This is a genomic window from Hwangdonia seohaensis (assembly GCF_031932625.1).
Classification (GTDB): domain Bacteria; phylum Bacteroidota; class Bacteroidia; order Flavobacteriales; family Flavobacteriaceae; genus Hwangdonia; species Hwangdonia seohaensis.
The window spans coordinates 852885-867891 of record NZ_JAVSCK010000002.1 but is presented as its reverse complement, the minus strand read 5'-3'; the positions used below and the strand labels follow the sequence as shown (position 1 = coordinate 867891).

15 protein-coding genes and 1 tRNA gene are annotated in these 15007 nt (G+C 34.6%); 4 read left to right on the top strand and 12 right to left on the bottom strand.

Features of this window, described 5'->3' with window-relative positions:
* Positions 1–88: 88 nt before the first annotated feature.
* The 9 genes from RNZ47_RS09120 to RNZ47_RS09080 form a co-directional block, all read right to left on the bottom strand.
* A complete protein-coding gene (locus RNZ47_RS09120) occupies positions 89–799 on the bottom strand; it encodes an NYN domain-containing protein (RefSeq protein WP_311939038.1) in 711 nt (236 codons plus the stop codon).
* Between the two features lie 388 nt (positions 800–1187).
* The gene (locus RNZ47_RS09115; protein ID WP_311939037.1) at positions 1188–1607 is read right to left on the bottom strand and encodes a hypothetical protein; all 420 of its coding nucleotides are present in this window, start codon (positions 1605–1607) and stop codon (positions 1188–1190) included.
* 202 nt (positions 1608–1809) lie between these two features.
* Positions 1810–2349, bottom strand: coding sequence for a hypothetical protein (locus RNZ47_RS09110; RefSeq protein ID WP_311939036.1), 540 nt, complete (start codon positions 2347–2349; stop codon positions 1810–1812).
* Positions 2350–2487: 138 nt separating this feature from the next.
* Positions 2488–3333: an alpha/beta fold hydrolase gene (locus RNZ47_RS09105; protein WP_311939067.1), complete on the bottom strand. Its 846-nt coding sequence runs from the start codon at positions 3331–3333 to the stop codon at positions 2488–2490.
* Between the two features lie 167 nt (positions 3334–3500).
* On the bottom strand, positions 3501–3845 hold the full coding sequence (locus tag RNZ47_RS09100) for a hypothetical protein (protein WP_311939034.1): 345 nt from the start codon (positions 3843–3845) through the stop codon (positions 3501–3503).
* Entirely contained in the window at positions 3845–4084 is a 240-nt protein-coding gene (locus tag RNZ47_RS09095) for a hypothetical protein (RefSeq protein ID WP_311939032.1), read from the bottom strand. Before RNZ47_RS09095 ends, RNZ47_RS09100 begins: the two co-directional genes overlap by 1 nt.
* 152 nt (positions 4085–4236) lie before the next feature.
* Positions 4237–4614, bottom strand: a complete 378-nt coding sequence (locus tag RNZ47_RS09090) for a hypothetical protein (RefSeq protein WP_311939030.1) — start codon at positions 4612–4614, stop codon at positions 4237–4239.
* A gap of 578 nt (positions 4615–5192) precedes the next feature.
* A complete protein-coding gene (locus tag RNZ47_RS09085) occupies positions 5193–6017 on the bottom strand; it encodes a 3'(2'),5'-bisphosphate nucleotidase CysQ family protein (protein WP_311939028.1) in 825 nt (274 codons plus the stop codon).
* 2 nt (positions 6018–6019) lie between these two features.
* Positions 6020–6967, bottom strand: coding sequence for an oxidoreductase family protein (locus tag RNZ47_RS09080; RefSeq protein WP_311939025.1), 948 nt, complete (start codon positions 6965–6967; stop codon positions 6020–6022).
* 285 nt (positions 6968–7252) lie between these two features.
* On the opposite strand from RNZ47_RS09080, the gene RNZ47_RS09075 reads away from it, so the two are divergent.
* Positions 7253–7537 carry a DUF2188 domain-containing protein gene (locus tag RNZ47_RS09075; protein WP_311939023.1) on the top strand — a complete coding sequence of 95 codons (285 nt, stop codon included), beginning with the start codon at positions 7253–7255 and terminating at the stop codon, positions 7535–7537.
* Positions 7538–7579: 42 nt separating this feature from the next.
* Here RNZ47_RS09075 and RNZ47_RS09070 read toward each other — a convergent pair whose 3' ends face one another.
* Both RNZ47_RS09070 and RNZ47_RS09065 read right to left on the bottom strand, forming a co-directional pair.
* Complete coding sequence (locus RNZ47_RS09070) at positions 7580–8917, bottom strand: exonuclease domain-containing protein (RefSeq protein WP_311939065.1); 1338 nt, start codon at positions 8915–8917, stop codon at positions 7580–7582.
* On the bottom strand, positions 8914–9684 hold the full coding sequence (locus tag RNZ47_RS09065) for an XRE family transcriptional regulator (RefSeq protein ID WP_311939021.1): 771 nt from the start codon (positions 9682–9684) through the stop codon (positions 8914–8916). Before RNZ47_RS09065 ends, RNZ47_RS09070 begins: the two co-directional genes overlap by 4 nt.
* A 52-nt stretch (positions 9685–9736) precedes the next feature.
* Here RNZ47_RS09065 and dinB point away from each other — a divergent pair, with 52 nt between their 5' ends.
* Both dinB and RNZ47_RS09055 read left to right on the top strand, forming a co-directional pair.
* Positions 9737–10951, top strand: a complete 1215-nt coding sequence (dinB, locus tag RNZ47_RS09060) for a DNA polymerase IV (RefSeq protein WP_311939020.1) — start codon at positions 9737–9739, stop codon at positions 10949–10951.
* A complete protein-coding gene (locus tag RNZ47_RS09055; protein WP_311939018.1) occupies positions 10951–13911 on the top strand; it encodes a DNA polymerase III subunit alpha in 2961 nt (986 codons plus the stop codon). The genes dinB and RNZ47_RS09055 overlap by 1 nt, the downstream gene beginning before the upstream one ends.
* Positions 13912–14349: 438 nt before the next feature.
* Here the strand turns inward: RNZ47_RS09055 and RNZ47_RS09050 are convergent.
* Positions 14350–14423, bottom strand: a tRNA-Met gene (locus tag RNZ47_RS09050).
* A 132-nt stretch (positions 14424–14555) separates the two neighbouring features.
* On the opposite strand from RNZ47_RS09050, the gene RNZ47_RS09045 reads away from it, so the two are divergent.
* Positions 14556–14945, top strand: coding sequence for an START-like domain-containing protein (locus tag RNZ47_RS09045; RefSeq protein WP_311939016.1), 390 nt, complete (start codon positions 14556–14558; stop codon positions 14943–14945).
* Positions 14946–15007: the final 62 nt, after the last annotated feature.

The following is a 15007-nucleotide window of genomic DNA, read 5'->3' as shown; positions in this document are numbered from 1 at the left end:
AGCGGATTGCCCTATGATGAGAACTTTGTTTCTAAATTAGCTTAAAATTGCTTGTTTTTTAACTCAGTTCTTTGTTGGCTGTAGTTTTTTATCTATCAGTTTCCGATGAATTATCTCTTCGAGACATATTTTTTATAGACATTAATCCATCGATATGCTCGTGTAAACTTGGGTCAATATTATTCATCATTGGGTCTAAAATGAAATCAACACCTTCTTTTCGAGCGAATTTTGCAGCAGGAACAAAATCGCTATCGCCTGCGATAAGGATTATTTGGTCAACTCTTTCTTTAAAAGCTAAAGTTGCAATATCTAATCCAACTTTCATATCAACAGCCTTTTGGTTTAAGGGATATTTTAAATCATCATCTGTTAAGTCGGAAAGCTGAATTGTCCCATTAAGAAGTGGTTTTGTATGCCTTTCATTGATTGTCCAAAGACGAGAACTATTTTTAAGGAATCCAAGTCTTAAAGCAATCTTTCTTTGTTGCTTTAAGGTTGTAAAAAGTCTATTTCTAAATTTGTATTGGTCTGTATTTTTAAAACTGAATGACCTTCCGCTTATTGGTTTTTGAGAATCACCATCGAATGGTTTTGCGTCATAATAGAAAATTCTATAAAGCTCTGTTGGTGGAAGTCCATATCTGCTTCTGTATCTATTAACTTTCTGGATATGTCTAAAACAGTAAGATACAAGATTTTTCGCTACAATTTCAGGTTCATCTGTTCTTTCAAATCCTCTAATAAACTTGTATCTTCTCAAGAAGAATCCTCCATCAATTAAAATAGCTGTTTTCATATTTTATAAGTAAAAAAAAAGTCCAAAGTCAGTATTTGTCGCTATACTTCCTTAAGAAAAAAACAAAGTCTTAAGGTGACAAATCCGCTCGATGGACATTATATGTTACAAATATAACAAATATATTTGTATGCAAAAAGTTTTGCACTTTTATTAACAATTAATCAAATTCCGTGCCATTGTCCAAATTACAGCCAACGGCTACGTATAATATTAGTTGCGTTGGTTAAGAACGCAATTTAACAAGTATAGACCTAGTAGAAAATCCGCGAGGATTTTCGTAAGTAGGCGAGTACCAAGCAATTAATTTTATACAATGTTGGCAAATCGTTTTTATTTAATGGTTAGTTTTGAGTTTAAATATTGTCAAAGTCAAAGTGATGTTGCGTTACTTGATTTCTCTATTGAGCAATTCAGTAATTTCACTCATGTCTCTAATGGGAATACAGAAATCACTAAAATTAGTCCCATAACTTTTAACTCTAAACATACCCATTAAGTGAGAATTAGAAATCATACCTAGTCTAGCAATAAAGTCAATGACTTCTTTGTTTTTTAGGTTGTCAAGAAAGTTCATATTTGATTCTGTTCTGAAACGAGAAGATGTTGTTATTGAGCAAACTTCGTTTTTCAAGAAAACCTTTGAGTTTATTGTAAATTCAATGAAGTTTTCATTTTTTGAAAATCCGTCGTGAATTGATGGTCGAAAGTCAACAATAGTGTCTTTTTCAGTTGTGTCCACTCCAATATCCTCGATGTTAAAGTGAACTAATTCAGTTTCTAGTAATTGATATGATATTCTTAACATTATGTTTTTCTTAAATGTTTGCCAACGGTTGGTATAAGATTAGTGCGCCAACCAAAAAATAAGGTCGCTAATCGTTAATTTGCAACAGCGCATTAATTTTATACGATGTTGTGTTTAGTTTTTATTCAGATGCTTTTTGTAATTGGTGTCTTATTAGTTTATGCGTTAATTGAATTTATTTCTATGGTTGTCGGTTGGTCAGTTATTTTAGAAAATTACATGTCTTACAAATTAGGTAATACAGTGATTCGGGTGTCACTCCGAGAAACTCTTTTATCAATGTGGCGGTATAGTAAATTCCAATTACTATTGATAAGTATTGTCCTGCTCTTATCAATTTTCTTTCTCTTATTTTTCTTTTAGTTTCAAGAGCAAACCCACCGTTAATATATTTTTCAATTCCTTTTGGGGTGATGTATATTTTTTCAATATCCCTATTTTCTTTATAATCTTCTTTTATATATTCTTGGTCAGCCATAATATCTAACAAAAGTTCAGATTCCCAAGAATGTAAGTCTAATTCATCACATAATATTCCCTCTACTTTATAAAAATCAATTGTTTTTTCTTGACGTACTTTATATTTAATACACAGTTCTAATATCTTGTCCATCGCCCTTGCCTTATTCAGTGGGTCAATACTTTTTACGGAATAAGGCTTGTCTTTTTTACCAAAATTCAATTTAAACCAAAATTTAATCCGATGTAATAAATTCGGCTTTATCTTCTCGTCTTTACTCATGTGTCGGTTGTTTTAAATTAAACACAACGGTCTCGTATAACCGTCAGTTACGGTTTTTAAGTTACTAATTTTCGATTAAGCACTGACGCTCGCAATTCCGAGTGGATTCGGACGTAGTCGAATCCGCCGTAATTGCGGTTATACATTGTTGGCAATAGTTTTTTTATTAATCCATTCAGTTACAATCGGCCAGATTTCTTTCTTTGAATTCTGTGATTTTAAAATTCTGCTATGATTGTAATTTTCTAGATTTCCATTTTCTTTTGATAGATAAATCAATTGGTTTTCCGAATTTTCAAAGGCATTTAGATATTTCTCGCAACCGACTTTTGGTGCGATAAATTTATCTCCACTCGCACATATTGATAAAATCGGAATTTTTATTTTTTTCATTTCGCTCAAATAGTCAAATCCGTTTTCCCCTATGAAGTTCTGTTTTAAATTCCAATTGAACCATTGTTTCATCGTGTGATAGCTTTCACTATGTTCAGTTGAGCCAGCTGTTTTAGCCGGAACAACTCCTAACAAAGCTGTCAAATATTTACTCGCCAAAATTTTCATTCGATTATTAAATTCAGTTCCAGCTCCGAAAGCTTGCACTCCAAATAATGTAATGCTGTTAATTTTTGGTTGATAATTTGGATTGTTGATTAAAAACATCGTTAGTGCAATTCCACCACCACTATGAGCTAAACAATCTATATTATTAATATTTCTGTCTTTGAATAGAAACTCAAATACGGATTTGAGGTCATATTTTGCAATTGTCTCAAAATCAAAATCCTTTTGAACTTTTGAACTCTCTCCGTGATTTCGCCATTCCATTAACCAACAAGTAAATCCTTGTTCTGTTAAATATTCCGCAATTCCAGAACATATTTTTCTATTAGAAAAAGTTCCGTGAGTCAAAAAAATATGCTTTTCAGATTTGAATTCGCTATTAAATCTCCAAAGTGCTATTCTTTCCTTGTCTTCTGTCGTTATTTCAAATAATTGTTGTTTCAGGACGTGAGTTTTAAATTATTGCCAACGTTTATGTATAAGGAAAGTTGCGTGTTTGAGTGCGAGGATTTTCCGAAGGAAAATCAGAAGCAAGCAAACGAGCAACTAACTTTGGTTTAGCTAAAACTAGCAATTTTTTTTATACGGTGTTACCCAACGTTTTTATTTCGGTTATACAATTCAGTTTCATTTCTTTTGAACGCAGGCTTTGCAATAATTCCTTCCCAAATTTTGTCAACTTGCGGAAATTCATTAATCATTTTATCTATAAAATTCCGCCAACCTTGGAATTCTTCTGTCGCATACACTGTTTTAGTCTTAGACTCAATTTTTAAACAAATATTATCTGTTGTTAATCGGTCAACTTTAAAACCAGTCAGTTTTTCAATCTCTGACCATTGGAATTGAGTAATTTTGTCATCGTAATGGACTTGAAATCCGTTTTCGGTCAGTTCTATTTTTTCAATCCGTTTTTTCTTTTTAGTCCAAAACATTATTCATTCGGTAAAGCTACAAATCCAATCCAAATCATTACAATGAAAACTAAACACATGATAGCTGCACCTCTGTAGAAAATATCGAAAATTTTAAAAATCCAAGGTGCTCTTTCAACTAATTTAGGATTGTTTTTTATGTGAAAATCTTTCATTTTTCCAGTCAGTATTGGACCTGTTATTCTAAAAAAGAAAAACCCAAAAAGGAAAAATGCCGAAAGTTTTAATTTAGTACTCAAAGTTTGTTTTTTTAATGTTGGGTAACGGTCTCGTATAACCGTCAGTTACGGGTTTAAAGTTAATGATTTTCGGTTAAGCACTGGTGTTAGCAATTCCGAGTGGATTCGGACGCAGTCGAATCCGCCGTAATTGCGGTTATACATTGTTGGCGTTAGTTTTTGATTTTCAGTTCAGTGTATTTCTTTTTCCGACAAAATATTTCCGCTTTCATTTCAGTCAGATTTATTTTTCCCAACTTCAAGTCAGTCAAAATTGTTCCGTCTTGTTTGCAATCATCATTATAATCTATTTCCGCAAACTTGCTCAAGTCCGATGAATTTGTCATTCGTAATTTGTCTCCATTATCGGTTTCTGCAATGAATAAAATCAGAGAGTCTTTTCTTTTAGAATTCAATTCCGTTAGATTTTTAATTTCCACAATACTTGGCCAAACGTCTAAATTCTGTTTTTTAATTATTGCTTTTCTCAGATTATACATTTCAATCGGTTCATATTCCACACATTCTCCGTCTTTTTCCTGTCCAAACATAATGAACGGGATAAACATTAAAAGCAGTAATATGTTTGTCTTTAAGTACTTCATTTCAAATTAACGCCAACTTATTTATATGGATTATTAAATGCATCATAATATTCCATTAAGGTGGGATAACGATGTATTTTTAATAAAATTTCCACTGTTATTATTTTAGGTTAGTTTTCATGCAATATAATAAAATTCTTATAATGTGTCGAGGGAATTCTCTATGATTTTAAATTGTTGTTGTGTTAAGGAAATGGAGAATTATACAATGAATCAAAAAACTAAATTGTTTTAGTAGGACTTTTTCTGCAATATAGTTTGTCCAATAAATAAATGAATAGAATTGAATTTTAATTTCATTGTTAATACTTTAGATAAACAAAATAATAGGATTACCTAGCGTGTGTGTGATTGGTATGATAAGAATGATGATAAAGAGTATAAGGTAGTTTTGCCGAAATTAAGGCTTGAAAAAGTCAAATGATTATTTGTAAATAATTGAAAAGTTAAACACTAACTGATTTTTTATCAAAACTCTGATATGGAAGGTGTCTTTGATTGGCTTAGGTAATTTTTTTTTAGTTTTATAAAGTTAAGTTGGAATAGTAAACCCCTTTATGGTTCATGAAAGTGTCAGCTTTTTTATTTAATTCTAAAGTTTCACCATTAAAATGAGTGGCAGTTAAACCTAATTCTTGGAAAATACATGCTGTAGCAGCAAAGTCCCAAATACTACCGCCTCCAAGGTCTTTTTTAGGGAGTTTTAAAAAACATGCGGGTCCGTTTTCTATAACTATAATAGCACTTAGTACGGCACCTGCTCCTGAAATTTCCTTAATATATTTTAGGCCTAAGTCAGTTTTGTGTTTATTGAGTATGTCTTGTATTTCAGTAGATTTTGGAGTATCCCTTAACTTTTTATCGGTAACGTAAGTTAAATAGTCGTTGGTGTTTTGAATGTTCCAAGGACTTTTATTTTTATATGCACCATGTCCTTTTATCGCATGGTATAATATTTTAGTGCTAGGGTCGAATACAACCCCTATTACTGGTGTTCCATCTTTGGCAATTAAAGCAATAGACACAGAAAACCCAGGTTGTTTATTAATAAAAGCTAGTGTGCCATCTAAAGGGTCTATACACCAAAAGTACTCCTTTTTAAATCGGCTTTCATCATCTTCTGTTTCTTCGGAAAGTAAACCAATATCATGCGCTTTACACGTGGGCTTTAAATACGATAAAATGATACGTTCACATTCGCGATCTACTTTTGTTACAACTTGAGACGCATAGTTAGAACCTCCTTCTTTTTTTTCTACAACAATGTTATCATTTAAATGCTTTTGAATGGTTTTTCCAGCTGAAAGTGCTGCTTCAATGGCAATATTTGTCAAATGTTTTAAGTCCATTTTTATAGATTTTTAATGACTTCAGAAGTTATTCTTTCACTGTAACTATTAATTTTCCAATGGCTGGGGCTCCAACCCTTTAAAAACCGATGAAAATCTGCCCAGGCCACTCGATATAAGGGGCGCCATTCGTTTTCAAGGGCTACATTCCGTTCACCGAGTGCTTGGTGTAAATAGGCAAAGTATGTGTCTAGGAGTTTTGATTCTAAACGTTCACAATCCCTTTCATTAAGGCAACTTCCAATAAAATACGAAACGTCTTTCATACCACATCCACCGCCTACATATTGAAAATCTACGCCAGCAACTTGTCCGCTTTCTGAAAAACAAAAGTTGGCCAATTTTGCATCGCCATGAACAAACGCTTTAAAGTTGCAGTTATTCAGTTTGTTGTTAATAGCTGCAGCAGCATTTTTCAAAGGTTCATCTTCTAAAACCTCTAGTTCTTGAGGTCTAGTTTCCAAATGCCAATAGGTGCCAACTTCCCAAAGGCCGTCAGGAACTTTCCCTAAATAGCTGGCATGGAATTGTGCTAACCATTTTAAACAAGTCTCTATATCTTTCCATGTTACCTTTTGCTTTCGTAATGGGAAACCTGCCATATCTAAATCTTCAAGAACTATCAGTGTTTCATCACCCTTACTTTCAATAGCAAAACACTTTGGTAAACGTGCTAAACTGTGTTTACTATATAACTTATACCAAGTGGTTTCTACTTCATAAGATTTCAGTTTTCTTTGATGACCAATATCAGAGTTCCATCCTCTAGGGTGGGTATTCCCACTAGATAATTGAATATGTTTAACAACAACACTTTCTATAGGTGTATTTTCTAAGGCAACACGTATTATTTTACCATAACCACTCCATAGTTCCTGTATAGTTTCTTTTTCAACTAAAGAGGAAGCATTCGTTTTCTGTAAAATAATAGATTTAAAATATTCGTTCATAAGGTTTCAAAGGTAGGAAAATGTGATTTTTATGCATTGGAAAAAAATATAGCTTTTAAAAGCTGTTAACTATGATAATTATGTTCAAAATCATTAATTTCTATAATAAGAGCAAGAATTATTATAAATCAGAGTACTCAACTCAGTACACGATTTTACTAGAAAGAGTTTAAAAAGCATCAATTTTGTTTGTTTTTTTCAAACTCCAACTTACAATTCCGCAAATTTCGCTCTTTTATTCCATTTTATTTAAAAGCATTATATTGAGATGGCAAAATGTTATCTATGGCAAAACAAAGCGACTCACACTCTTGGCTTCAAATTATTAAGGAACTTGTAGAGGCTTATTTTAAAAGCTCAAAAAAAACAACTAGAACATGGCATCAACACGTGGTTCCATACGATGAAGGGTGGGCGGTGCGACGTGAAGGTAACAAGCGTATCACTTCTAAACACAGGAAACAAAGCACTGCCATAAACAAAGCCAAAACCATTGCTAAACGCCGTAAAGCAGATGTGATTATACATCGAGCTAGTGGTGGTATCCGGGAGCGCATTAGTTATGACTAAAAGATGATTTTCCTATGTGTTATCAAAATAAAAGGGATGGCATCAATGTTGAGCTAACCTCTTTCTCAATATTTTCTGCACATCCAAATTATCCTTTTGCGGAATTAAAAAGGCTTCCAATGCTTCCGGTGTATTAATTTGTTCTGTTTTATCAATAAAACCGTATCCTAAATAAACACTGTTTTTAATTAAAACAAATGCCTCTTCGTCGTCATGTCTTCCTTTTTGTTTGAGCACCATATCTTTTGTGTTTTCAATGGTAAATGAAATGGCTGAGCTTACACGTAAATTATATGAGTTTACCGTTTCATTATTTGAACAGATGCCTTTACACGTGGTGATTTTATAATGAGAACATTGCGAAACGCCATCTTGTAAATGACAAAATTTAGGGCACAGTTCAAATTGAGCACAAATCTTTTCTAAGTATTGTCTGCAATCTGTAATAGTGGAAAAGGTTTGGATGGGGTTTGGTGTTGCCTTTAACGTATTGTAGGCTAAATGTTTTATGCCTTTTCTGTCTTCATAACTAAAAATGGCATAGGCTTTGGGGTTGCGTTTTGAAACCACGTTGTATATTGGATAATGGTGTTTAATGGCGGCGTCTTCCATAAGTAACGCAATGAGTTCGCTGCCCGATAATTCAAAATCAATATCCCTGGTTTCTCTAACCATGTCTAAGGATTTTTTTGTTTTACTATAAAAGTGACTTAAAACCCGTTTTTTGATGTCTTTAGCTTTACCGATATAAATAATTTTTCCTTTCTTATCTTTAAAAAAGTAGACACCTGCCTTGTTGGGCAGATTATTAAAAACAGCTGTTGGTAAGTGCGATGGCAAGGTGGCTTCTTTAGATGATTTTTTTAAGAAGTCGTTGAAAACGGTTTCAGCATTTTCTTTGTTTAACAGCATTTCAAACAAAACAACGGTTGCTTCGGCATCACCTTTTGCTCTATGCCTTCCGTTAATTTCAATGTTTAGTGCTTTACAGATCTTTCCGAGGCTATACGATTTATAACCGAGCATCAGTTTTCTTGACAGCCTAACCGTGCATAGTTTTTTTCTTCTAAAATCTATACCAATCGCCTTAAATTCATTGCGGATGACATTGTAATCGAAATTTACACTATGGGCGACAAAAATGGTGTTTTCCGTTATTTCTAAAATAGCGTTGGCGATGTCTGAAAATGTTGGGGCATTGGCAACCATTAAATTATCAATCCCGGTTAATGCGGTGATGTAATCGGGGATATAAGCTTCTGGATTTACCAGCGATGTAAACTCGTCGACAACCTGATTGCCATCATATTTAAAAATAGATATTTCCGTAATTTTATTACCCTGTCCGGTGGTTTCAACGTCAATGATGGTATACATTATCTTAATTTTTCCAAAGCTTTTAACTCCACGCCCAAATCATTAAACATATTTATGATACTGCTGATTTTTAAATCCTGTGCATCGTATTCTTGGGTATTAATGCTACAGGTAAATTCCCAGATTTCCAACACTTCATCAATGGGCACGCTGTAGTCGTGATACGTTTTGTTATCGGACATTAAAAGTAACGACCCGTTAAAATCAATATTGTTCATAACCCGTTTGTACACCATTCCTTCATTGAGGGTTACCAAAACATAGGTTTTCCCTGTTTTTATTTCGCTCCTATCTTCAATAAAACGCCCCACAACATAAGAGCCATCTTTCATGGGCAGCATAGAATCGCCTTTTATGGGGAAAGCTCTGTGTTTTCCCGTGGGTAAAAACGGTAGCTTGATTTTTTCCAATTGCTCGATGTATTCAGGGTCGTCATAACCAGATAAGTAGCCTGCCGATGCTTTAATGGGCACGACTTCAATTAAATTATCGTTGTCTTTATCAACCGTTATGGGAAACAAAACACGCTGATTGCCAATATCGATAAACGAAAAATCACTGGCTTTTGTTAGGTCTTTACGCAATAGAATATCAATGGGCAATTTAAAATAATCGGAGAGTGTAATTAAAAACTCAATGGTAGGTGCAGAGCGTGCTTCTTCGTAAGATGAAATACGAGAACGGGTTACCTGTAATTCATCAGCAAGTGCCTCTTGGGTTAAACCCTTGAGGTGTCTTAAATGTGAAATGTTTTTTGCAATTATTTTCATAATGCTACAAATATAAGCAATAACTGCTACATATAATAGCTAATTTTGAAGCATGGAAAAACAAATTTTGCATTTAGACTTAGATACCTTCTTTGTGTCTTGTGAGCGGCTGATAGACAGTAGTTTGCAAAAAAGGCCGTTGTTGGTTGGTGGCACTGGAGATCGGGGTGTTGTTGCGGCATGCAGCTATGAAACGAGACGTTTTGGTGTGCATTCTGGCATGTCTATGAAACTGGCAAGACGTTTATGTCCAGAGGCTGTGGTTATTCGTGGCAACTCATCGATATATACCAAATACTCGCATCAGGTTACCGAAATTATCAAGGAAAAAGTCCCTGTTTTTGAAAAAGCAAGCATTGATGAGTTTTATGCCGATTTAAGTGGCATGGATAAGTTTTTTGGCAGTTATAAATACGCCACCGAAATGCGCAACACCATAATTAAAGAAACAGGTTTGCCCATTTCGTTTGGGCTGTCGGGGAATAAAATCGTTTCAAAGGTAGCAACAGGCGAGGCCAAGCCCAACAACCAATTGCGTATCGATTTAGGTTACGAAAAACTCTTTTTGGCACCGTTATCCATACGTAAAATCCCATCGGTTGGCAGTAAAACTTACCAAACCTTACGGAATTTAGGTATCGATAAAGTTAGGGTGGTGCAGCAAATGCCCATTGAAATGATGACCAGTGTTTTGGGTAAAAATGGCGCAACCATTTGGAAACGCGCCCATGGACTGGATAATCCGCCATTAACGCCTTACCACGAACGTAAATCCATTTCAACAGAACGCACCTTTAATAAGGATACCATTGATGTGATAAAATTACGGACGACCATTTTTGCCATGGCCGAAAATCTGGCCTTTCAGTTAAGGCGGGGCAATAAACTGGCATCCTGCATCAGTGTGAAAATTAGGTATTCCGATTTTAACACCTATTCCAAACAGATAAAAATCCCATATACCAGTGCAGATCATGTTATTATCCCCAAGGTTTTGGAGCTGTTCGATAAGTTGTATCAGCGTCGCTTGTTAATTCGGTTGGTGGGCGTCAAGTTCAGCGATTTAGTAACGGGAAACTACCAGATTAATTTATTTGATGACACTGAGGAAATGCTGAGCCTTTACGATGCCATGGATACCATTCGCAAGCGTTATGGCGAATTAAGCATTCAAAAAGCAGCATCAATGGGAGCAAAAACCATTGGGCGATTTCGTAACCCCTTTAATGGCGAGCCACCCATTTTATTGGCACACAGAAAACAATAATGTATCTTAATTGTCACACATATTATTCTTTGCGCTATGGCACGTTTTCAGAAGTGGAACTTTTGGAATTGGCAAAAAGCAAGCATATAAAAACTATAGCCTTAACCGATATTAATAATACTTCGGCATGCTTAAATTTTATTCAGCAATCAAAAAAATATAATATAAAACCTATAGTCGGTATAGATTTTAGAAACGGAGCAAAACAAAAATTTGTTGGTCTTGCAAAAAACAACAGAGGGTTCCAGCAGCTCAATGCGTATCTGTCGCAATTATTGCACACAAAAAACACGGCATCCCATGATGCTCCACATTTTGATGATGCCTTTATCATTTATCCTTTTGAAAATGTATTACAGCAAAAAAAGCAAGTGTTTAAAGCCAATGAGTTTATTGGTGTATCTGTTGAAGAACTGAAAAAATTACCTTTTTCAAAGTATAATACCTACACGGATAAGTTGGTGATACAGCAACAGGTAACAATCCGTAATAAAAGAGACTTTAACGCCCATCGTTTACTGCGCGCCATAGACAATAACACCTTGCTAAGTAAACTGCCAAAAACAGAGGAATGTGAAATGACAGATGTGATGTATTCCAAACATGAATTGACCAAGATTTTTCAGGATTCCCCTCATATTATAAGCAATACAGAACACTTATTAGATTCGTGTTCAATTGATTTTAGCTTCGGAAAACAACGGATTTCACAAAATCAAAAAGTGTTTTTAAATACCTCGGAAGCCGATTATAACCGATTGCAAAAGTTGTGTGACGACAATATTCATAACCGTTATTCCAATCCAGATGAAAAGGTAAAGGCACGTTTGCAAACGGAACTGGCAACCATCAAAAAAATGGATTTCGTGTCCTACTTTTTAATCAACCACGATATCGTTTCATATTCAAAAAAAAATGGATACATCCACGTAGGGCGTGGTAGTGGAGCGAATAGTATCGTGGCATATATTATTGGTATTACGGATGTCGATCCGATTGAGTTGGATTTATATTTTGAACGCTTTATAAATCCGTTTAGGGCATCGCCACCAGATTTTGATATTGATTTTTCGTGGAAAGATAGAGATGATGTTACGCAATATATTTTCAACAGATTTGAAAATACCGCCCTTTTAGCAACCTATAATACCTTTAAATATAGAGCGGTAGTACGGGAACTGGGAAAGGTTTTTGGTTTGCCAAAAGAAGAGATAGACAAGTTGAGTAAAGGAAATTTGCCTATAAATCAAATAGACGAAATTGGACAGCTGGTTTTAAAATACGGTAAGTTAATTGAGGGTTTTCCAAACTATGTGAGTGTACATTCGGCAGGTATTTTAATTCTCGATAAACCCATTCATAATTATTCTGCAACATTTTTGCCGCCAAAGGGCTATCCTACGGTACAGTTTGATATGATTATAGCCGAAGATGTTGGTATTTTTAAATTCGATATTTTAGGGCAACGAGGTTTGGCGAAAATTAAGGACACCTTACAAATTATAGCAAAAAACAGACCCGAATTGCCGCCTATTGATATTCACGATTTACCACGTTTTAAAAATGATAAAAAAATCAATAATCTGCTTAAAAGCGGAGGTGCTATAGGAGCGTATTATGTAGAATCTCCCGCCATGCGTGGCTTAATGATTAAACTACAAACCCAAGATTATTTGGGGCTGGTAGCGGCAAGTTCAATAATCCGCCCAGGCGTTTCTGGCTCAGGTATGAAAGAAGAATTCATAAAAAGACATCGGTTTCCGGAATTCAGAAAAAATGCACATCCTGTTTTACTGGAAATCATGCCCGATACTTATGGTGTTATGGTATATCAAGAAGATGTGTTAAAAGTGGCCCATCAATTTGCAGGTTTAACATTGGGCGAAGCAGATGTTTTAAGACGAGGTATGAGTGGCAAGTTTCGTTCACGTGAGGAGTTTTTAGCGGTAGAACAAAAGTTCATTTCAAATTGTAAAAATAAAGGCTATTCGGATAAGTTGATAAACGAAGTTTGGAACCAAATAAAAAGTTTTGCAGGTTATGCTTTTGCTAAAGGGCACTCCGCATCTTATGCTGTCGAGAGCTATCAAAGCCTATTTTTAAAATGCTATTTCCCCATTGAATTTATGGTGGCGGTTTTAAATAATGGTGGCGGATTTTACAGTACCGAACAATATTTGCACGAGGCCAAAATGCAAGGAGCCACTATAAAATTACCTTGTATAAATTATAGCGACCATGCAAACAGGGTAATGGATAAAGGCATTTATTTAGGTTTTGGATATTTAAAGAATTTAGAAAAATTAGTTGTTCAAAGACTGCTTACTGAAAGACAACTGCATGGGTATTATACTTCTTTGGAAGATTTTATCGATCGGATAACCATTAGCATAGAGCAATTATCAATTTTAATACGCATAGGTTGTTTTAGGTTTACCGAAAAATCGAAAACTGAACTTATGTGGCATGCCATTTTTAAGCTTAACGCCACTAAATCTTCAAATAAACAACCTAAATTATTTAAACCAAAGCACAAACATTTTGAATTACCTGTTTTAGAAGTAAGTGCTTTAGAAAGTGCCTATGACGAAATGGAATTATTGGGGTTCCCGTTATGTGGTTATTTTGATTTGGTAGATGAGCCTTTAGAAAATGATATCACATCAGATAACATGGGAAATTATGTGAATAAAGAAGTTGTAATTTATGGAAACTTGGTCAACACAAGGCATAATAAAACGTCACAAGGAAAATTAATGCGATTAAGCACATTTGTTGATAAACACGGAAAATACTTTGATGCTGTGCATTTTACAGAAGTCGTCCATAAATACCCCATACATGGACTAGGTGTTTATAAGTGCCTTGGGGTTATTACAAAAAAACATGGATTCTGTAGTATGATAATTTCTAAAAGTAGAAAAGTTAGGATTAAACCCAATCCTAGGGCGGTAGATTAGACATAAGCACTTTAGGTATCGCCTTTAAAAAGAGCTATTTTCCTCATCCATTTCTTAGAAAACTTCAATTGGCCATCAACTTTTGCAAGCTTAAAATTTAAAACGTCATCTGTTTCCGGACCCAGAGCAGCTATAAAAATATTGGCTCAAAGCGAGGGGGGTATTAGATCCTGTTTATTCAGGTAGAGCTTTTTATGGCATGATCGATTATCTTGAAAACAAGAAATTAAGGAACAACTCTAATGTTCTTTTTTGGCATTCAGGCGGATTGCCCGCTAATTTTTATTGTTCTAAAGAGTTAAGGGAGTAGAATTATACATTAATGTCATATCAAACCAATTGGAAAGCAGGCTTAAAAAACAACCATTTGTTGTACCTATGTTGTACCTAAAACAAAAAAGCCGAAGACTAATCTTCAGCTTTCCCTTGTATACCTTGTAGCGAGAGGGGGGCACGATCCCCCGACCTCCGGGTTATGAATCCGACGCTCTAACCAGCTGAGCTACCTCGCCATAATTTAAGGCTGCAAATATAAAAACAATATTATTCTCAACAAACTTTTAACGCCGTAAAATATTATTAAAAATTACTGTTAAACTTATCAATTAATGTATATATTGAGCATCATAAATTTTACAGCACTTATGGACGAGAAAATTAAATTTGAAATTGAATTTCCAATACACGCATCACCACAATTACTATATCAATACATTTCTACGCCATCAGGTTTATCCGAATGGTTTTCAGATAATGTAAACTCCAGAGGCGAATTATTTACTTTTATTTGGGATGATAGCGAAGAAAAAGCAAAACTATTAAGCAAAAAAAGCGGCGAACGCATTAAGTTTAGATGGTTAAACGATGAAGACGATACAACGTCGTATTTTGAAATTAGAATTCAAGTCGATGAAATCACTAAAGATGTGTCGCTAATGGTAACCGATTTTGCCGATGAAGATGAAGTTGACGAAGCTAAAATGCTATGGGAAAATCAAATTGCAGATTTAAAGCAAGTATTGGGTTCCGCATAATTAAATAAAACATAAATCAATTATATTTGTCCCACTTTTAATGAAACTGAAAGTGGGATTTT